We start from the raw sequence: 19,439 nt of genomic DNA on the forward strand, positions 1-19,439 counted from the left end.
TTCAATGCCTGATGACCATAGCAAGTCGGTCCCACCCCTTCCCATCCCGAACAGGACCGTGAAACGACTTTGCGCCGATGATAGTGCTGCAACCAGTGTGAAAGTAGGTTATCGTCAGGCTAGTTATTCCTAAAAGCCCCACCAGCAAACAACGCTGGTGGGGCTTTTTTCATTTCTCCCGATATTTCTGAATTACAATAAGTTCAACTCGGGGTGAAAGAAATGTTAAATCGTGCAACGCGTCTGGCTATTTTGTTTGCCTGGCTTTGGCTGGCAGCAAGCGCCGTGGGCGCGCCGCTCAGTTTGCGGTTCGATCACCTGGGTGTGGCAGACGGATTGCCACAGGAGTCGGTCACAATAATCGTACAAGACCGCCAGGGCTACCTGTGGATCGGTACCCAGGCAGGCCTGAGCCGCTACGACGGTTATCGCATCACTTCCTTCAAGAACAATCCCGTTGACTCCCGCAGTTTGGCCGATAACTTTATCCAGGCGCTGTATGAAGACGGCCAGGGACGGCTGTGGATCGGCACCAAGGGAGGCCTCGATCGATTTGATCAGGACACCCAGAGTTTCATCCACCAACACATTGCACCTGGCAGTCTCTCGGTTACCAACATCATTGGCGACGGCAAGGACGGCTTGTGGCTCACTACCAGCGACGGCCTGCAGCACTTCGATACCGCTACGGGGACGATACGCGCGCTGCGCCACGTGCCCGGCGATACCGGTACGCCTGGCGATGACCGCATCAACGCCATAAGGCGCGACCAACGAGGCAACCTGTGGCTGGCCACTGCCAGTGGACTGGACCTGATGCCGGCCGGCGCCAGCACGTTCCGCCATCTGGTGTCGAAAGAGGCAGCGACGACAGCGGGCGCCATCGACATGCTGGCAGTGGGTGCCGATGGTTTGGTGTGGGTGGCGGGGGTGCACGGTCTGCAAACCTGGCGCATGAACGGTGATATTGCCGAGCAGTTGCCGCTCGAGGGCGGAGCGGCCCTGGCGAACCGCCAGGTTACCGCCATGCTGCCAGACAGCGAAGGCCATTTATGGATTGCGTTGCAGGATGACGGATTGCTGCGCCGCGATCCCTTGCAAGGCCAGTTGCACCACTACCGCGCCAACAATCTCGACAAGAGCGGCATTTCCAGCAACCGTATCAGTGCGCTGTACCAGGACCGCACGGGCACGCTCTGGGTCGGCAACTGGTACACCGGCCTCGACAAGGTAGATTTGCTGAGTGGCGGATTCGAGCGGTACACCGAACACGAAGGCGTCCTCAACAGCATCAGCAACAACAAGGTGCGCGCGATTGCCAGCGCAGGCGGCAATAAACTGTGGCTCGGTACGGCCGATGGACTGACTCGCCTCGATCCGGTGCGCGGCACTACCGAAATCTGGCGTACCGTACCCGAGGATCCGACCAGCCTGCCCAGCAACCAATTGCTGGCCCTGGCCACTGATCACCAGGACCGCCTCTGGGTTGTTACCGACGCCGGCGTGGCGTGGCGCGATCCGGTCAGCGCCCGCTTTACGCGGATCGCGCTTGACACCCGCCCGATATCGCTCCTGGTCCAGCGCATACTGGTTGATCGGAGTGGCGTGATCTGGATCGGCACCCCGGCTGGACTGCATCGCGTTGATCCCCGCACACTGGCGGTGACCACCTATCGCCCGGACCCGGGGAATCCTGACAGCCTCGAAGGCCGCATCAAGGCGCTGCTCGAGGACCGTGCCGGCGTGCTGTGGGTTGGTACCGAAAGTGGCCTCGAACGCTTTGATCGCGAGACCGGCAAATTTCGCCATTACCGACACCAGCCAAGGCAACCAGACAGCCTGTGCCACAAGCGCGTGCAGTATCTGCACGAAGACGCCAAGGGCGTCATGTGGGTGGGCACCGGCGCCGGCCTGTGTAAAGCCATCCCTGGCCCCGATGGCGAGTTGCGGTTCCGATTTTACCCGGTGCGCGAAGGCTACCCATCTGATCCGATCGGCGCCATCCTGAGCGATGCCAAGGGGCGACTGTGGATCAGTAATACCGGTGGCATCGACATGTTCGACCCGGCCAAGGGCGTGTTCAAGCAATACACTGCCAAGGATGGCTTGCTCGACGGGTCGTATTACATCGGCGCCGGCTATCGGGCGGCCGACGGCGCCCTGTACTTTGGCGGCCTGGGCGGCCTGACCGCATTTAACCCGAACCGCATCCACGACAACCCGATGCCGCCGCAAGTGGCAATTACCGATTTCTCGATTTTCAACCAGTCGATCCTGACCGCCATCATGCGCGAGGACGTGCTGACACGCGGTCCGCTGGACGCGGCCAGGTCGGTCACCCTGGGCCCGCGCGACGCCATGTTCACGATCGAATTCGCCGGTTTGCATTTTGCCGACCCGCAGCGCAACCGCTACACCTACCAGCTTGAGGGCTTCGATCCGCAATGGGTCAACACCGATAGCGGCCGGCGGTTTGCCACGTACACCAACCTCGACCCCGGCCGCTACGTGTTCCGGATCCGGGCGTCGAACAAGGACGGCATCTGGAACAACGAGCCGGTGGCGCTCGAAGTGGTGATCACGCCGCCGTTCTGGAAGCAGTGGTGGTTCCGCCTGCTGGTTCTGGCACTGGCGGTGGGGCTTGGCTACCTGCTGTTCCGCCTGCGCATCCGGCGGCTGGTGCGGCAAAAGCAGACGCTTGAAAACGAAGTGATCGGACGTACCCGCGAACTGGTGCAGCAGAAGGAATCGGTCGAACACGAAAAGCGCGAAGTGGAACGGCAAAAGGACAGCGTGGAACAGGCGCACCGCAATATCTCGCTACTGTCCGATATCGGCCGCCGCCTGACCGCCAATCTCGATAGCGAGGCGATCATGTCGATGTTGTACCAGCAGGTGCATGCGCTGATGGACGCCAGCGTGTTCGGCATCGGCATCTATCGCCCGGAACAGGAGCTGATCGAGTACCCGTTCGCCATGGAAAAGGGCAAACGCTATACGCCCTATACCCGCAGCATGCTGGAGCCGAACCAGCTGGCCGTATGGTGCATCAACCATGCGCAGGAAGTGTTCATCAACGACCTGGAACAGGACTACCCGCGCTATATCGCCAACCTGGCGCTGGTGTCGGACGCGGAGCACATGGGCACCCTGGAAGACGGTTCGCTGCCGTCCGAGCCGCGCTCGCTGATCTATGTGCCGATCTCGGTGTCGGGGCAGGTACGCGGCGTGATCACGGTGCACAGCTACCGCGCCAACGCCTACCAGCGCATCGATCTCGACATGCTGACCACGCTGGCCTCGTACGTGGCGGTGGCGTTTGCCAACGCCGATTCGTACCGCCAGTTGCAGGACGCGCAGCAGCAACTGGTGGAGCGCGAAAAGCTGGCGGCCCTGGGGTCGCTGGTGGCCGGCGTCGCCCACGAACTCAATACGCCGATCGGCAACAGCCTGGTGATCGCCAGCACGCTGGAAGCGAAGACTACCGATATCGAAGCGCGCCACGCCGACAACGCGCTGCGCCGCTCGGACCTCAAGCACTACATCGAGGCGTCGCGCGAGGCGTCCACGCTGCTGATGCGCAGCCTGCACAACGCAGCGGAACTGGTGAACAGTTTTAAACAGGTGGCGGTGGACCAGGCCAGCGCCAAGCGGCGCCGCTTCAACCTGCACCAGGCCAGCGCCGAAATCGTCACCACCATGAAAAACCAGATCCGCAAGGCCGGCCACCGGATGGTGCTGGAAATGCCGGACGATATCGAGATGGATAGCTTCCCCGGTCCCTATGGCCAGGTGATCATCAACCTGATTAACAACGCGCTGCTGCATGCGTTCGACGGTCGCGAAGATGGCTTGATCCGGTTGTGGGCGGTACGGGTGGGGACGGAAAACGTTCGCATCGTGTTCGAGGATGACGGCTGCGGCATCACGCTGGAACACCAGGCCCGGATCTTCGATCCGTTCTTCACCACCAAGCTGGGGCAGGGCGGCAATGGCCTGGGCTTGAGCATCACCTACAACATCGTCAGCTCGCTGCTCGATGGCGCGATCCGCGTCGACAGCGCCGTGGGCGTGGGGACGCGGTTCACCATCGACCTGCCGTTACAGGCCTCGCTGGCAGGCGATTAGACGCCCCAGACGATAGGCTGGTTTTCCTGCTTGGCCAGGCGCAGCATCTCCACCAGCGGATAGGCGCGGGCCGCGAAGCCCACGCGCTGGGCCAGCGCATGTTCGACCGTCTCGCCTTCCTCGCGCTCGTGGGCGTGGATGTCGTATTCGATATCAGTTTCGGGATGCAGTTTGCTTTCGGCCACCTGGTCTTCCAGCACCGACAGCGCCTCGGCCGCTTCGGTGGCCGTGATCACGCCGCGCGTGGGATTTTTGTGCAGCAGGTCGAGGATGCGTTGGGCATGTTCCTGGTACATCAACACTTCAGGGCTGTAGCGGGTTTTGAACGTGATTAACATGATGCGCCTCTTGATTTTGTTGGACAGTGCGGTGCGCCGGCTCTCGTTGGCGGGCACGCCGTAAGACCACTTTAATTCATTTCTGAATGTTTGGAAGAGGCAAACCTAACAGTTAAGCCAACTCTAAGCGAGCAAATTGTTTCAAACTATTTCTGTTCATTGCAGCTTGAACGAGTCGAGGAAGGTCGCCACCTGCTCGCGCGCGATATGGCGCTCGGCGCCCATCACCACCACCTGGTACACGCGGCGTTCGCGCGCGATGAAGCGGCCGATCAGCAGCGTGGGTTCGCCATTGCGCATGCCTTTCGCTTCGATGCTGACGGTCGTCTGTGGACCACTGGCGGCAGTGGCCTGGCTGGTGATGGTGGCGCCGATATTGCGCGCCAGCGCAGTCTGCATGGCCAGCAGCGCGGCCGGCACCTGCGCCGCGTCGGTCAACTCGGCGCTGCCCACGGCGAATACCACGTCGTCCACTTCGGCTGCCGTCATCGTCATCCGCACCGGCAGCTCGCCCAGCCGCACATCGCGCGCGTGCGTGGCCGGCTTGCCGGGCAGGAGCACGCTGTACGGCGCGTCCTTGCTGCGGTAGTCGCGCCAGTTGTAGTGAGGGTCGCAGGCGCTGAGCGCGAGCGCCAGCAGCGGGACCGCCAGCAGGCGCGCGTTCATTTGGCGGCCTTGCTCTTTTTGCGCGCCGCTTCGTCGGCTTGCCATGCCTCGATGTGCGCAGCGCGGCGCAGCACGCGCGAGTACGGATCGATGGTGACCAGCGCGCGCGGCGGCAGCGTCAGCACGCCCTGGCCGTCCGTCATGGGCAGCTTCTCGATGCGGTCGTTGACGCGCACTTCGAGCGGCATCGGGAAGGCGCCGCCGTTCTTGAGCTGCCAGCGCAGCGTGAGCTGGTCGCCGGTTCGCGTCTCGACCAGTTCGGGCAGCGCGGCGTGGTACAGGTAGGCGTCGAAGAACCAGCCCAGGTCGCGGCCAGCCGCTTCGTTGGCAATGCCGATGAATTCCTTCGTGCTGCTCCAGCGCGGCTGCAACTGGCCCGGTACCGGCGTGTCGGTACCGTATACCATGCGCCGCGTGGCGCGGAAAAAGGCGTCGTCGCCGACCAGGTTGCGCAGCGTGTGCAGGATCAGCGAACCCTTGACGTAGATGTCGTTGCCAGGACCGCCTTTATCGGCATCGTACACATCCTGGATGCGCTGGGTTTTGCCGCTGACGATGGGCGCCTTGTTCTTGATGGCCTGGCGCTGCTTAAACAACTCGGCCTGGAATGCCATCTCGCCGCGCAGCGATTGCAGGTACAGCGGCTGCATATAGCTGCCGAAGCCCTCGTGCAGCCACATGTCGTCCCAGTCGGCGTTGGTCATCTGGTTGCCGAACCATTCGTGCGACAGCTCGTGGTGCAGCAGCCAGTCGTAACCGTACGGCGACTTCAGGTACTTGTTACCGTAGGCGTTGATAGTCTGGTGTTCCATGCCCAGGTGCGGGGTTTCGACCACACCCATTTTTTCGTCGCCGAACGGGTAAGGACCGATGCGGCTTTCGAAGAAATCGAGCATGGGCGTGAATTCGTCGAACAGTCCCTGTGCCTTCTTGCGGTTTTCCTCATCCCCTCGCAGGTACCAGTAGCGCAGCGGGATGGTATTGCCGTAGCGGCTCACGTAGTCGCCCGCCAGCACCTCGTACGGCCCGATGTTGAGCGACACGCCGTAGGTGCTGGGATTCCTGGCGCGCCAGTCGTAGGTGCGCCAGCCGTCTTTTTCCGTCATTCCGGTGGCCACGCCGTTGCCGGCGACGACCAGGGGCGACGGCACCGTGATGTGCAGGTCGATCAGTTTCGGTTTGCCCATCGGGTGATCGATGCAGGGCCAGAACAGATCGCACCCTTCGCCTTCCACCGTGGTGGCAATCCACGGCTGGCCGTCGGCGGTCCTGGCCCACACGAAGGCGCCGTCCCACGGCGCCCGTTTTGCCACGTGCGGCACGCCGTGGTAGCGGATGCGCACGGTGGTGCGCTCGCCCGCCAGCAGCGGTTTGGGCAAGGTGAGGTACAGGCGGCCGTCGGGATTGCTGATGGCCGCTGCCGGCAAGGCCACGCCGTCCACACTGGCGCCGTCGATCGGCAGGTTGCGGTCGAGTTCCACCGCGATGCGGGTGAGCGGCGCAGTGGCGGTGAAGGTGAGCGCAGTGTCGCCGCTAATGCTTTGTGTCGCAGGATCGACGCGCAGCGCCACATCGGCATGCTCGAACGTGACCGCCAGTTGCTCGGGCGCGCGTGGGCTGCCGGAGTTGGCGGTGAAGTCGGTCATCGGTGCAGGGGCGGTGGCGCAGCCGGCCAGCATAGCGCTGGCGGCAAGCAGAAGAGGCAGGCGTGTCATGCGGATTCCGGCAAGTTGAAGGCAATGCTGAATATAGCAGCAAGGGTGGCGAACAAGTGATGTTATGCGCGTGCTTCGACAGAATTTAGCGTGGACGATCTTCTCAAAAATAGTTCTCAAAAAAGCATCTTGTTGCGGTAAACTGCTGCGCACAAAACAGGGGCTAGAGTGGATTCAATTTTCAGGGTATTTCGCATGGCAGGCTTTGCTGCCATGTTTGCCGCCGGCGATGTGGCGGCCGTGGAGCAGGACGAACGCCACCAGCGTGTTCCGCCATTGCCAGCCATGCTGGCCGACCGCACCGCCACTTTGCGTGTCGATGGCGCGCTCGATGACGACGCGTGGCGCGCCGCCCCCGTGTTCGACGCCTTCCACCAGTTTCTCCCCGCCGACGGCAAGCCGGCGCCGGCCAACCTGCGCACCACGGTGCAACTGCTGATCGACGACGGTGCGCTGGTGTTCGGCATCCGCGCCTGGGACGACGCGCCCGAGCGCATGCGCGGCACCCTGACGCGGCGCGACAAGGTGAGCCTGGACCAGGACTTCATCGGCGTGTGGCTCGACCCCACGGGACATGGCCGCGCGGCGCAATTCGTACGCGTGAATATCGCCGGCGTGTTCAGCGACGGCATCTATCGCGCCGACCTGGACGAGTCGGACCTGGGACCGGACTTTCCGATCGACGCAGCAGTCAAACGCCTGGCCGACGGCTATACCATGGAGATCCGCTGGCCGCTGTCGAACCTGCGCTTTCCCTACGCCGACGGCAAGACCTGGCGCGTGATGATCGAGCGCAGCGTGCCGCACGCGGATGGCCTGCTGCTCACCAGCACCCCGCTCAAAAACGGCTCGCTGAGCCACATCGCGCTGTTGCAGGACGTGGGCGGCATGGGCGATACGGTGGCGGCGGTGCGCGACCGCAGCTTCGTGGAACTCAAGCCGGAACTGACCATGCGTTCCAACCGCGACCGCGATGAAACGGGGCGCCAGCGCGGCGACCGCGCCAGCGTAGGCCTGGAGATCAATGCTCGGCCGCGCGCCGACTGGGTGTTCAACGCCACCGTCAATCCCGATTTCTCGCAGGTGGAAATCGACGAACCCACGTCGTCGGGCGCCAGCCGCATCGCCCTGAGCCTGCCGGAAAAGCGCGGCTTTTTCCTCGAAAGCGCGGACGTGCTGGGACTGCCGCTGTCGGCATTTTATTCGCGCACCGTGGCCGACCCGGAATGGGGCTTGCGCGCGACCTGGCGCGACGCCGGCGCCGACGCCACCGCCATGAGCTTGCGCGACCAGGAGGGCGGCGTGGTGCTGCGCGGCGGCGCCTACGAGACGGCCGAATACGCGCAAACCCGGCGCACCCTGGCCAGCATGGTGCGCACGCGCTGGCATGGCGAGCACACGGTGATGGGCGCGTTCGTCTCGCAGCGCAGTTACGGCAACGCCGGCAGCAACGAGGTGGCAGGTTTTGACGGCCAATGGCGCGGCGACGGCCAGCAGGCCTTGTGGCTGCTGATGCACTCGCAAACCAGCGCCGGCTTCGTGGAAGAACCGGTGGCGCGCAGCGCCCGCGTGGCCACGCGCCACGGCGGCTACGCGCTCGGCAAATTCACCAGCATCAGCGACGCCTGGTGGAACGAGTTGCAGCTGGAGGCGATCACGCCGGGTTTTGTGAACGACAACGGCTTTGTGCCGCAGGCGGGCGTGCTCAAGACCGACATCAATCTCAACCGGCGGCTGGGCGGACGCACGCTGGCGCTTGGCGGCGCCGAGCTGAAACTGTACGAATTCGAGGCGCACCTGGGCGTGCACGAGATCCGTACTCTGTCGGATAATCGGCTGGACCAGCAGGCCAACCAGGTTGTCGAGCGCAAGCTGCAGCCGGGGATCTGGTTCCGCGCCGGCCGCCAGACCAACCTGTGGGCCAACCTTGGCTTCGACCAGCAGCGCGGCCGCCGCCTGGGGCCTCTGCACGATGTGCCGGCCGTGCACTTCGGTTTCGAATCGTCGCCGCTGTCGTGGATGACCAAGTTCAATGCCGAGGTCACGCTGGGCCGCCAGCTCGACGTCGATGCCGACCGCGTGGGCAGCGGCGGCAATGCCATCGTGGACCTGGGCTTGCGCCTGCCATTGCCTGGCACGCGTGGCTGGTCGATCGAGACCGATTTCCGGCTCAACCGCGCGTGGGTGCAGGGCACCCTGGGCCGGCCGGCATTCGTGGACAACGGCTGGCGCGCGCTGGGTATGCTGCACTTCACGGCTGCCGATTCATTGCGGCTGCTGGCGCAAACCACGTCGGCCGCGCGCCGCGACGACGGCGTCTCGGGACTGGAGCCGTGGGCCGACCGGCAGATGCACCGCTCGCTGTTATACCGTCATCTGTGGCGCCACGGCCGCTCAATGTCGGTGGGCTTTTCGCGCGACAGCACGCGCGATCCCGATACTACCAACAAGTCGTTGACGGTGAAGGTACAGTGGGAGGTTTGAGCTGATTCAGGAAGCTATTCCCCAGCAGTAGCAGGGGTGGCAGGAGTAACAGGAGGGGCCGGCTCGGCAGGTTTGGTTGGCTCTGCCGGTTTGGGTGGCTTGGCCAGTTGCGCCTGCAACGCGGCAAACGAGGACATGCCCATTTCCAGGCGCCGCTTGTCGATATTGGCAATGTCCTCGATCCGGTAGAACTGGATCGCACCATCCTCGCGGGTGCTGTACTGGGTACCGTAAATCTGCGGCCGCTTCTCATACATGCGCACGCGATCCAGCGTGGTGGCCAGGTTGACCAGCTTGATTTCGTGCCTGGCTGCTGCCGCGCGCATGAACACCGCCCAGTGCTTGAGCTGCGCAGGCGGGGCGTGCTGCGCAACCAGCCACGCCTCGTTGGCAGCTTCTGCGCCCACCATCGAAATCGTCGGCCAGCCCTTGGTAGTGATGATCTGGCGCAGGCGCCGCTGGCGTTTGCGATCATCCGCCGCAAATTTTTTTTCTGACGCGGCATCGCGTTTGCCGGCAGCCCAGGCCTGGCGCACCGCGCGGTCCTGCGCACCCATCTCGATCAGTTCGCGTGCGATCTCCGGCTGCGGCACCGGCAGCGGGTATATCAGCATGGTTTGCGGAAGGGCGGTGGCAGCATCGGACACCAGTTGGGCATCGGCTTCCCAATCCGTGTCACCGAGCACCACGGTGCATGTGATGGCTGGCGGCAGGTCGAGGCGGTAGGTGTCGGCTTCGATCTGGCCATGGATGCGCTCACTGCCATCCTGGCAGTCGGCAAAGATGGCGGCTTGCTCCGGCACGGTGCCGGTGGCGCTGACGATTTTGCCGGAGTAGGGGATGGGCTGGATGGCCGGAGTTGGTGCAGGTGTGTCTTCGGCGCGGGCGGTACCGGTGAGCGCTGCGAACAGGAGCGCGGCGACGGCGATTGGTTGTCTGCGGGTTGAATTCATGGTGTGATTCTCTCACAGCCCGAGCGCTCACCGATCCTTCAATGCCCTCCGATACTGCACCGCCTCCAAGATATGCTGTTCGCCGATCCCTTCCGCCCCGGCCAGGTCGGCGATGGTGCGGGCCACGCGCAGGATGCGGTGGTAGGCGCGGGCCGACCACTGGAAGTGTTCCATGCTGCGTTTGAGCTTGGCCTTGCCCGCCTTGTCGGGCTTGCACAGGCGGTCGATTTCGCGGGTGGTAAGGTACTGGTTGCGCTTGCCCTGGCGCGCCAGCTGGATCTCGGCCGCACGCTGCACGCGGGCGGCAATAGCGGTGGACGGTTCGCCGTCGGCGTCGGCGGCCAGGGTGTCGGGTTCCACGGCGGAGACTTCGATCTGCATGTCGATGCGGTCGAGCAGGGGGCCGGAAACGCGGCCCTGGTAACGGGCGATCTGCTCGGTCGTGCAGTTGCATACGCCGCTGGGATGGCCGTGGTAGCCGCACGGGCACGGGTTCATCGCGGCGATCAGCTGGAAGTGGGCGGGGAACTCGGCCTGCTGCGCCGCGCGCGAGATGGTGACGCGGCCCGACTCCATCGGCTGGCGCAGCACGTCCAGCACGCGTCGGTCGAACTCGGGCAGCTCGTCGAGGAACAGCACGCCGCGATGGGCCAGCGAGATTTCGCCGGGACGCGGATAGCCGCCGCCGCCCACCAATGCCACGCCGGATGCCGTATGGTGCGGGGCGCGAAAGGGCCTGCGCTTCCAGTCCTCGATCCGGAAGCCGCCGGTGAGCGACTGCACGGCCGCCGCTTCCAGCGCCTCGTCGTCGGTCATCGGCGGCAGCAGGCCGGGAAAGCGCGCTGCCAGCATGGTCTTGCCGGCGCCGGGCGGTCCCACCATCAAGAGGCTGTGGTTGCCGGCCGCCGCCACCTCCAGCGCGCGCTTGACCATGAACTGGCCCTTGACGTCGGCCAGGTCGGCCACCTCGGTCATGGCCACCGCCAGCGCAGACGTATGCCGGGTCAGCATCGCCTCGTGTGAGCTGGCCGCCAGGTGGGCGCACACTTGCAGCAGCGAGCTGGCCGGGTAGATGGCGGCGCCGTTCACCAGCGCCGCTTCGTCGGCATTGGCTTGCGGCAGGATGAAGCCACGCCCGTCAGCTTTACCGGGCGGAGTGCGCCGCTTGGTGGAATCTTTACCGTGCTCGCCATTGTGGGCGCAATCATGCCCGGCATCGCGCGTCATCGCCAGCGACATCGCCAGTGCTCCCCGGATCGGCCGCAACTCGCCGGACAGCGACAGCTCGCCGGCAAACTCGTACTGGTCCAGGATAGCGGCGGGAATCTGGCGCGAGGCGGCCAGGATGCCCAGTGCGATCGGCAAGTCGAAGCGCCCCGATTCCTTGGGCAGGTCGGCCGGCGCGAGATTGACGGTGATGCGCTGGGCGGGAAACTCGAAGCCGCCGTTCTGGATCGCAGCGCGCACGCGGTCCTTGGCTTCCTTCACTTCGGTATCGGCGAGGCCGACAATGGTGAAGGCCGGCAAACCGTTGGCCAGGTGCACCTCGACATTGACTTGCTGCGCTTTCATGCCCGCGAGGGCGCGGCTCTTGAGTACGGCCAGGCTCATGTGTTTCCCCTACGTGGTCACGGGCTGCCGCGAGTGTAGCGGGTTGGCCAGGCCGGGCCTTGATCTGCGGCAGAGGCGGTGCTACCTTGCGCAAGGAAACATTGATAGATGGTAAAGTTGTTGATCGTCGATTTTTGTGGAGCCCGATATGCGCATTGCCACTGTGATTCATCGATTGGGTTTGCGGACCATTCAGGCCGGGTTGCTGGCGCTGGCGACGGGCGGTGCGATGGCGCAAGCGCCGGATCAGGATGCAGCGGCGGCCGCACCACCGCCGCCACGCCTGCTGTTGCTGCTGCTGCAGCCAGCGCCGTTCAACCATCCGGACAAGGCTGGCGCCGGCATCGGCGTGGTCGATGTCACGCTCAAGGTGCCCGATGTGCAGGTGGGCGCCGATACTGCGCTGTTGCAGCTGCCGCTCGCGGTCGAGCAAGGGGAGACGGTGGCCGTCACGCTCAAGGAACTGACGGTGCGCGACAGCCACGGCAACGTGCCGCTGGCCACGCGCGACGTCAAGGGACCGGACGGCAAGCTGCGCGAATGGACGTCACCGCGCGACGTGCAGGGCGACCTGGTGGTGCACTACCAGGCGCCGGTGGAACCGCCACCGCCCAAGCGCCGCGCCGCCGCGCCGCCCGATACGACGCCAGGTCCAACGCTGCCACCGCCCGCCACCAGCGCGCTGCGCGTCGAGCGTGGTGGCCTTGCCGTCGCAGGCAATGCACTGGTGCTGCTGCCACCGGACGGCAGGCAGTACCCGGTGTCGGTGCGCTGGGATTTGTCGAAGCTGGGCGACGACGCCAGCGCCAGTTCCAGTGCGGGTGACGGCGATGTGCTGCTTCCCATGGGGGCGCCCTCGCGGCTGTGGTCCACCACCTTCACCATCGCGCTGCCTAAACGCGCAAGCAATTGACCGGAGGGCATGACCTCCGGCGCCGTCCATCGCCTATACTCGGCGTTGGTATCTTTGTCATCGTTTTCATGAAAAGGTAGAACAGCCCATGGCCAAAAAAACCGCTTCTGTCCACGCATGCCTGCTGGCGCTGGCGTCCCTCTCGGCCGGAGTGCACGCCGCCCCCGCACCAACGACGCTCACCGAGTGGCAGCAACCGGAAGTGGTGGCCGTGAACCGCGAACCGATGAAGGCGACGTTCTTCAATTTCGAGAGCCGCGACAAGGCGGTGGCCGGCGACATGGCCGCCTCGCAGTACTACCTGTCGCTCGACGGCACCTGGCAGTTTGCCCACTCCAATACGCCCGGCGAGCGGCCGAAAGATTTCTACCGAAACGATTTCGACACCAGCCGCTGGGGCACCATCCAGGTGCCGGGCATGATCCAGGCGCAGGGCTACGGCAAGCCGATTTTCACCAACGTCGATTACCCGTTCCCGCTCAACGAACCGCATGTGCCAGACGCCTTCAACGACGTGGGCTCGTACCGCCGCGACTTCGTGGTGCCGGCCGGCTGGGAGGGGCGCGAAGTGTTCCTGCACGTGGGCGCGGCGGGTTCCGCTTACTACATCTGGGTCAACGGCGAGAAGGTGGGCTACTCGGAGGACTCCAAGCTGCCGGCCGAATTCAAGCTCAATCGCTACCTCAAACCGGGCAAGAACAATATCGCGATCGAAGTCTATCGCTGGGCAGACGCCTCGTACCTGGAAGACCAGGATTTCTGGCGCCTGTCCGGCATCGAGCGCAGCGTGTACCTGTACGCCGAACCCAAAGCCTGGCTGCGCGACTACACTGTCACCGCGCTGCTCGACAAACAGTACACCGACGGCGTGTTCAAGCTCAAGGCCGAATTGGCCGGTGCGCCGACAGCGGGCGAAATCGCGGTCACGCTGTTCGACGGCGAGCGCGAAGTATTCGCCCGCAAGGCGAAGATCGACGGCAGTGCCGCCACCATCGATGGCGTGCTGCCCAAGGTGCGTGCCTGGTCGGCGGAGACACCCAACCTGTACCGCATGCTGATCGAATACCTTGATGCCGACGGCAAGCTGGTGTCGGCCACGTCGCGCCGCATCGGTTTTCGCACGGTGGAGATGAAGGATGGCGAAGTACGCGTCAACGGCAAGCGCATCGTGATCAAGGGCGCCAACCGCCACGAGCACGATCCGGTCACGTACCGCGTGATGTCGCTGGACCTGATGCGCAAGGACGTGGAGATGATGAAGCAGGCGAACGTGAACGCCGTGCGCACCTCGCATTATCCGAACGATCCGCGCTGGTACGACCTGGCCGACGAATACGGCCTGTACGTGATGGACGAAGCCAATATCGAATCGCACGCCTACATGCATTTGGGCGACCACTCCAAGGTGCCCGGCTACCGCGAACAGGTGCAGCTCGGCTACAAGCCGCAGTGGCGCGCGGCCCACCTCGACCGCGTCTCGCGCATGGTCCAACGCGACAAGAATGCGCCGTCGATCATCTTCTGGTCGCTGGGGAATGAAGCCGGCACCGGTCCCAATTTCGAACACGCGGCGCAATGGATCCGCGCCAACGATCCCACCCGCCTGGTCAGCTACCTGGGCTACGGCACCATCGGCGAAACCCACAAGCCCAATGCCTACGTGGACATCTATGCGCCGATGTACGACGACATCGAAAAGATGGTCGATTACGCGGTCGATCCGCGCTTCACCCAGCCGATGATCCAGTGCGAGTACGTGCACGCGATGGGTAACTCGCTCGGCAACATGGAAGACTACTGGCAGGTCATCCGCGCCCATAAAAAACTGCAGGGCGGCTTTATCTGGGACTGGGTGGACCAGACCGTGTTTGCCACCGACGACAAGGGCCGCCGCTACTGGGCGTCCGGCTTCGACGTCAATCCCAAGGTGGGCGACAACAGCGTGGTGGGCGACGGCGTGGTGCGCGCCGACCGCACGCCCGATCCCGAATACTACGAAGTGCAAAAAGTGTATTCGCCGCTGGTGTTCGAGGGCGATCCCAGGTCCGGCAAGGTCACGGTGGTCAACCGCTACGACTTCCGCGATACGTCCGACCTCGATTTCGACTGGGTGCTCACCAACGACGGCAACGAGGTCACGCGCGGTGCGCTGACCGTGCCGGCCGTCGCTGCGGGCGCCAGCCGCCAGATCGAGATCAGGCTGCCCAAGCTGCGCTCGACCGGCGGCGAACAACTGGTGACCTTGCGCGCCAAAGCCCGCACCGATTCGGTCAAGGGCGTGGCGGCTGGCACGATGGTGGGCTGGTCGCAGTTCGTCACGGTGCCAGCTTCCAAACCGGCGGCGACGGCCAAAGCGGTGCAGCCAACGCGCGCTGGCGACGACATCCGCCTCGCTGGCGGCCCGGCCGTCCTGCGGCTCGATGCGAAGACCGGCCTGGTGGACTATGCGGTGAACGGCAAGACCGTGCTCAAGGGCGGCGCACCGAACTTCTGGCGCGGGCTGATCGACAACGATGAAGGCGCGGGCGTGGACAAGACGCACCAGGTCTGGAAGACGTTCTCGGAACAACGCCACGTGCGGTCGGTCACGCTGGACGGCAACCGGGTAAAAGTCTTGTATAGCTTTGGCGCCGGCGCCGCCCATTGGGAAACGACGTATACGCTTGATGCGGATGGCGCGCTCGGTGTGGCGGCGACGTTTAGGCCGCTGCGCGACGACTTGCCCGATCCGCTGCGCCTGGGCCTGCGCTTCGACAACGACAACACGCTCGACACCATCGAGTGGTACGGCCGCGGGCCGCAGGAATCGTATGCCGACCGCGCCACCGGCTACGCCATCGGCCGCTACACCGGCAAGGTGGCGGACCAGTACCACGGCTACAGCCGTCCGCAGGAAAGCGGCAACAAGACCGGCGTGCGCTGGCTGTCGCTATTCAACTCCCAGGGCAGCGGCATCACCGTCAAGGGCGCCGCGCCGTTGTCGGTCAACGCGCTGGCGTTCCCCTACGAAGACCTGTACCTGCGTCCGCGTGGCGCCTGGAAAAGCTCGGAGATTGCACCGCATGGCGACGGCTCGCTGCTGATCGACCTGGCCCAGAGCGGCGTAGGCGGCGACACCGGCTGGAACCTCACCGGCCGCGCTCACGTCAAGTACCGCATCAAGCTTGAACCGGCCAGCTACAGCTTTACCATCGCGCCGCTTGCTGCCAAACCGCAGGAGACAAAATGAAAATAATGAAAACCGCCGCCGCGCTGGCGCTGCTGTGCAGCGCGCCGTGGACCACTGCTCAAACTCCCGCACAACCGGGCGGCCCGTGGGTGGCCGACCTCGGCAATGGCCGCTACCAGAACCCGATCCTGTACGCAGACTATTCCGATCCCGACGCCATCCGCGTGGGCGCCACGTTCTACATGACCGCGTCGAGCTTCAGCAACGCGCCGGGGCTGCCGCTGCTGCAATCGACCGACATGGTCAACTGGGAACTGGTGGGCCATGCGCTGCCCAAGCTGGTGCCGGCGCAGGCATTTGCCACGCCGCAGCCGGGCAAGGGCGTGTGGGCGCCGTCGCTGCGCCATCACGCCGGCAAATTCTGGATCTTCTATCCCGATCCCGATTTCGGCGTGTACGTGATCACCGCCACCAGCTTTGCCGGACCGTGGAGCGAGCCGCACCTGCTGTTGCCCGGCAAAGGCATCATCGATCCGTCGCCGCTGTGGGACGACGACGGCAAGGCCTACCTGGTGCACGCGTGGGCCAAGAGCCGCGCCGGCTTCAACAACATCCTGACCTTGCGCGAGATGGACCCCGAAGCGCGCACGCTGCTCGACCAGCGCGGTAAAGACATCATCGACGGCAACAAGCTCAGTGGCTACACCACGCTCGAAGGTCCGAAGTTCTACAAGAAGGACGGCTACTACTACATCTTCGCGCCGGCCGGTGGCGTGGAACACGGCTGGCAGTCGGTATTCCGCTCGCGCACCATCGCCGGGCCGTACCAGGACCGCATCGTGATGGCGCAAGGTGGCTCCACCACCAACGGCCCGCACCAGGGTGCGTGGGTCGATGATCTGAAAGGACGCGACTGGTTCTATCACTTCCAGGACAAGCGCGCATACGGCCGCATCGTCCACTTGCAGCCGATGCGCTGGCACGACGGCTGGCCGGTGATCGGCGAGGACAAAGCTGGCAAGGGCACTGGCGAGCCGGTGCTGGTGCACGACAAGCCGGCCGGCAATGACAGCGGCATCAAAGCGCCACCGGCAGGCGACGAATTCAATGCGCCCAAGCTGGGGCTGCAATGGCAGTGGAACGCCAACGAGGCGCCGGGCTGGTATGAACTCAACGCCAAGCAGGGCAGTTTGCGGTTGCATGCGCAGGCGGCGCCGGTGGGTGGCAGCGTGCGCGACGTGCCTTCGGTGCTGACGCAAAAATTCCCGGCGCCGGCCTTCACGGTCGATACCCGCATCGCCGTGCAGGGTGACGTGAGCCGCGCGGGCCTGGTGGTGCTGGGGATTCAATACGCGTGGATCGGCGTGCAGCAGGGCAAAAATGGCAGGGAGCTGGTGCTGGCCACCTGCGCGGAACCGGCTGCCGCCTGCAAGGAGCAGGTGCAGGTGTTAAGGCCGCTGGACCAGGGAGCGGACAAACATGCAGATAAAAAATCGTTGTACCTGCGGGCGCAAATAAGCGACGGCGCAATGGTGCGCTTTTCCTACAGCCTGGACGGCAAGCAGTACACGCTGGCGGGGCAGCCGTTCATGGCCAGTGTGGGACGCTGGGTGGGCGCGCAAGTGGGCTTGCTGGCAACGCGGGCGCCGGGAACCAGCGGCGCCCCGGCATATCTCTATGCCGACTACTTCCGCGTCGGCAAATAATCTCGACAATAGCCGGCAGATTACCCGCCGGCAGCTTGCTTACAGCACCTCGCCTTTGGCGATCTCCACTTTAGGTTCCGGCACCACCGCAGCCGGCTGGGCCGGTGCGGCTTTCGCTTCGAGCGCCGCCAGGCGCGTTTCCAGGGCTTCCAGCTTGGCGCGGGTTTTGGCCAGCACCTGGGTTTGAATATCGAACTCTTCGCGGGTGACCAGGTCGAGCTTGGAGAAGCCCTGGGTCATCATGGACCTGACGTTCTTCTCGATGTCCTTGGCGGGCGAATTTTCGACGGCCTTGGAGATCTTGTTCTGCAAGTCGTTAAAAAAAGTATTCATATCCATAATATTCCTTGATCTGGTGGCTGGACGGATGCACCATTGAAGTGCGTCCGTGTATCGGTGTGGTGCAAATTCAAACAGCGCGGCCAACTTTCCTTCCAAATTATCACTTTTGTCAGAGCCGGCGCCCTGTCGCCCATGACAAAGCAGCCAAAGCTGCTATCTACCAGGCAACGTTAGCTGGCACGCATTCTGCTATAGAAGCCAGGGAATGCTTAACGCTTCGCTTCACAAGGATTTTACCCGCATCGCACCTAGTATCTGTATTCAGTTTCGATAACTACAAGGACAAAATGATGAAGAGCCAAAACAAAAGCCTGACCCGAACCCTGACAGCAGCAGCGTTGACTTTGGCATTCGCCACCATGAGCGCCTCGGCGCAGGCCCAGGAAGCGCAACCCGCTGCCGAAGCCGTACCAGACAACCAGATTTCCTATAACGTCGCCGTTGTCAGCGATTACCGTTACCGCGGCATTTCGCAAACCCGTCTGCAACCAGCCGTGCAGGGCGGTGTTGATTATGTCAACAACCCCACCGGTGTATATGTGGGGGCCTGGGCCACCAATATCAAGTGGATCAAGGACGGCGGCGGCGATGCCTCGTATGAATTCGACGTCTATGCCGGCAAGCGCGGCCAGATCAATGACACCTTCGCCTACGACGTCGGCGCGCTGTACTACGCCTATCCTTCGAACAAGCTCGCCACCAGCGCCAATACCTTCGAATTGTACGCCCAGGTGAGTGCCGGCCCGTTCTCGATCAAGTATTCGCACTCGACCAGCAACCTGTTCGGCACGCCTGACAGCAAGAACAGCGGCTACCTCGACGGCCAGTTCAACTATGACGTCTATGACGGCTATGTGCTCAACCTCCATGCCGGCCACCAGAACGTCAAGAACAATGGCCCGGTCAGCTATAGCGACTACAAGGTCGGCGTGACCAAGGACTTCGGCGTGTTCTCGGTGTCGGTTGCCGGCGTCAAGACCAATACCGATGCATACGTCGGCCGCAACGGCAAAAACCTCGGTAAATCGGGCGCAGTTGTGACTATTTCCAAAACTTTCTAAGCGAGGCTCTCATGAAAATGATTACCGCCATTATCAAGCCGTTCAAGCTCGATGAAGTCCGCGAAGCCCTGTCGGCGATCAACGTGCAGGGCATCACGGTGACCGAGGTAAAGGGTTTCGGTCGTCAAAAAGGACATACCGAGCTGTATCGCGGCGCCGAATACGTCGTGGACTTCCTGCCGAAGACCAAGATCGAAGCGGCTGTCGATGACAGCATCGTCGAACAGGCGATCGAAGCGATCGAAGGCGCGGCCCGCACCGGCAAAATCGGTGATGGCAAGATCTTCGTGTACAACCTGGAACAGGTGATCCGCATTCGTACCGGCGAAACCGGTAACGAAGCTCTTTAAGGG

General features: G+C 63.7%; 13 protein-coding genes and 1 rRNA gene. 8 read left to right on the forward strand and 6 right to left on the reverse strand.

All coding sequences use genetic code 11. From position 1 onward, the window contains the following. Nucleotides 1-7: 7 nt before the first annotated feature. Nucleotides 8-120 (forward strand): 5S ribosomal RNA (gene rrf / locus F8197_RS27295). A gap of 102 nt (nt 121-222) precedes the next feature. Continuing rightward, the gene (locus F8197_RS27300; protein WP_193333588.1) at nt 223-4,128 is read left to right on the forward strand and encodes a two-component regulator propeller domain-containing protein; all 3,906 of its coding nucleotides are present in this window, start codon (nt 223-225) and stop codon (nt 4,126-4,128) included. Here the strand turns inward: F8197_RS27300 and F8197_RS27305 are convergent. The 3 genes from F8197_RS27305 to F8197_RS27315 form a co-directional block, all read right to left on the reverse strand. Then, entirely contained in the window at nt 4,125-4,466 is a 342-nt protein-coding gene (locus tag F8197_RS27305) for a DUF1840 domain-containing protein (protein ID WP_026637769.1), read from the reverse strand. The two genes, F8197_RS27300 and F8197_RS27305, sit on opposite strands and share 4 nt — an antisense overlap. 156 nt (nt 4,467-4,622) lie before the next feature. Next, on the reverse strand, nt 4,623-5,132 hold the full coding sequence (locus F8197_RS27310) for a hypothetical protein (RefSeq protein WP_152885150.1): 510 nt from the start codon (nt 5,130-5,132) through the stop codon (nt 4,623-4,625). Then, nucleotides 5,129-6,847: a M1 family metallopeptidase gene (locus F8197_RS27315; protein WP_152885151.1), complete on the reverse strand. Its 1,719-nt coding sequence runs from the start codon at nt 6,845-6,847 to the stop codon at nt 5,129-5,131. The genes F8197_RS27310 and F8197_RS27315 overlap by 4 nt, the downstream gene beginning before the upstream one ends. Nucleotides 6,848-7,042: 195 nt before the next feature. On the opposite strand from F8197_RS27315, the gene F8197_RS27320 reads away from it, so the two are divergent. Beyond that, on the forward strand, nt 7,043-9,331 hold the full coding sequence (locus F8197_RS27320; protein ID WP_152885153.1) for a hypothetical protein: 2,289 nt from the start codon (nt 7,043-7,045) through the stop codon (nt 9,329-9,331). A gap of 14 nt (nt 9,332-9,345) precedes the next feature. On the opposite strand, the gene F8197_RS27325 is transcribed toward F8197_RS27320, so the two are convergent. Further along, nucleotides 9,346-10,284 carry a DUF6624 domain-containing protein gene (locus F8197_RS27325; RefSeq protein WP_152885154.1) on the reverse strand — a complete coding sequence of 313 codons (939 nt, stop codon included), beginning with the start codon at nt 10,282-10,284 and terminating at the stop codon, nt 9,346-9,348. Nucleotides 10,285-10,311: 27 nt separating this feature from the next. Next, nucleotides 10,312-11,895 carry a YifB family Mg chelatase-like AAA ATPase gene (locus F8197_RS27330; RefSeq protein ID WP_152885156.1) on the reverse strand — a complete coding sequence of 528 codons (1,584 nt, stop codon included), beginning with the start codon at nt 11,893-11,895 and terminating at the stop codon, nt 10,312-10,314. 181 nt (nt 11,896-12,076) lie between these two features. On the opposite strand from F8197_RS27330, the gene F8197_RS27335 reads away from it, so the two are divergent. The 3 genes from F8197_RS27335 (at nt 12,077) to F8197_RS27345 (ending at nt 17,683) form a co-directional block, all read left to right on the forward strand. Next, nucleotides 12,077-12,808, forward strand: coding sequence for a hypothetical protein (locus F8197_RS27335; RefSeq protein ID WP_152885157.1), 732 nt, complete (start codon nt 12,077-12,079; stop codon nt 12,806-12,808). An 88-nt stretch (nt 12,809-12,896) separates the two neighbouring features. Next, nucleotides 12,897-16,037, forward strand: coding sequence for a glycoside hydrolase family 2 TIM barrel-domain containing protein (locus F8197_RS27340; RefSeq protein WP_152885159.1), 3,141 nt, complete (start codon nt 12,897-12,899; stop codon nt 16,035-16,037). Further along, nucleotides 16,034-17,683, forward strand: coding sequence for a glycoside hydrolase 43 family protein (locus tag F8197_RS27345; RefSeq protein ID WP_227012446.1), 1,650 nt, complete (start codon nt 16,034-16,036; stop codon nt 17,681-17,683). The genes F8197_RS27340 and F8197_RS27345 overlap by 4 nt, the downstream gene beginning before the upstream one ends. Before the next feature lie 39 nt (nt 17,684-17,722). On the opposite strand, the gene F8197_RS27350 is transcribed toward F8197_RS27345, so the two are convergent. Next, complete coding sequence (locus F8197_RS27350) at nt 17,723-18,022, reverse strand: accessory factor UbiK family protein (protein WP_152885161.1); 300 nt, start codon at nt 18,020-18,022, stop codon at nt 17,723-17,725. A gap of 293 nt (nt 18,023-18,315) precedes the next feature. Here F8197_RS27350 and F8197_RS27355 point away from each other — a divergent pair, with 293 nt between their 5' ends. Both F8197_RS27355 and F8197_RS27360 read left to right on the forward strand, forming a co-directional pair. Continuing rightward, nucleotides 18,316-19,086: a TorF family putative porin gene (locus F8197_RS27355; RefSeq protein WP_152885300.1), complete on the forward strand. Its 771-nt coding sequence runs from the start codon at nt 18,316-18,318 to the stop codon at nt 19,084-19,086. Nucleotides 19,087-19,097: 11 nt separating this feature from the next. Then, nucleotides 19,098-19,436 carry a P-II family nitrogen regulator gene (locus tag F8197_RS27360; protein WP_008444920.1) on the forward strand — a complete coding sequence of 113 codons (339 nt, stop codon included), beginning with the start codon at nt 19,098-19,100 and terminating at the stop codon, nt 19,434-19,436. Nucleotides 19,437-19,439: the final 3 nt, after the last annotated feature.

This window comes from Duganella sp. FT27W, from assembly GCF_009295655.1.
GTDB lineage: Bacteria > Pseudomonadota > Gammaproteobacteria > Burkholderiales > Burkholderiaceae_D > Rugamonas > Rugamonas zoogloeoides.

Excerpts from the sequence above, each read along its gene's own strand:
- F8197_RS27310 (WP_152885150.1), bottom strand. The coding sequence starts at position 5,132 with ATGAACGCGCGCCTGCTGGCGGTCCCGCTGCTGGCGCTCGCGCTCAGC.
- F8197_RS27355 (WP_152885300.1), top strand. The coding sequence starts at position 18,316 with ATGAAGAGCCAAAACAAAAGCCTGACCCGAACCCTGACAGCAGCAGCG.
- F8197_RS27340 (WP_152885159.1), top strand. The coding sequence starts at position 12,897 with ATGGCCAAAAAAACCGCTTCTGTCCACGCATGCCTGCTGGCGCTGGCG.
- F8197_RS27345 (WP_227012446.1), top strand. The coding sequence starts at position 16,034 with ATGAAAATAATGAAAACCGCCGCCGCGCTGGCGCTGCTGTGCAGCGCG.
- F8197_RS27350 (WP_152885161.1), bottom strand. The coding sequence starts at position 18,022 with ATGGATATGAATACTTTTTTTAACGACTTGCAGAACAAGATCTCCAAG.
- F8197_RS27360 (WP_008444920.1), top strand. The coding sequence starts at position 19,098 with ATGAAAATGATTACCGCCATTATCAAGCCGTTCAAGCTCGATGAAGTC.
- F8197_RS27315 (WP_152885151.1), bottom strand. The coding sequence starts at position 6,847 with ATGACACGCCTGCCTCTTCTGCTTGCCGCCAGCGCTATGCTGGCCGGC.
- F8197_RS27330 (WP_152885156.1), bottom strand. The coding sequence starts at position 11,895 with ATGAGCCTGGCCGTACTCAAGAGCCGCGCCCTCGCGGGCATGAAAGCG.
- F8197_RS27305 (WP_026637769.1), bottom strand. The coding sequence starts at position 4,466 with ATGTTAATCACGTTCAAAACCCGCTACAGCCCTGAAGTGTTGATGTAC.
- F8197_RS27325 (WP_152885154.1), bottom strand. The coding sequence starts at position 10,284 with ATGAATTCAACCCGCAGACAACCAATCGCCGTCGCCGCGCTCCTGTTC.
- F8197_RS27320 (WP_152885153.1), top strand. The coding sequence starts at position 7,043 with ATGGCAGGCTTTGCTGCCATGTTTGCCGCCGGCGATGTGGCGGCCGTG.
- F8197_RS27300 (WP_193333588.1), top strand. The coding sequence starts at position 223 with ATGTTAAATCGTGCAACGCGTCTGGCTATTTTGTTTGCCTGGCTTTGG.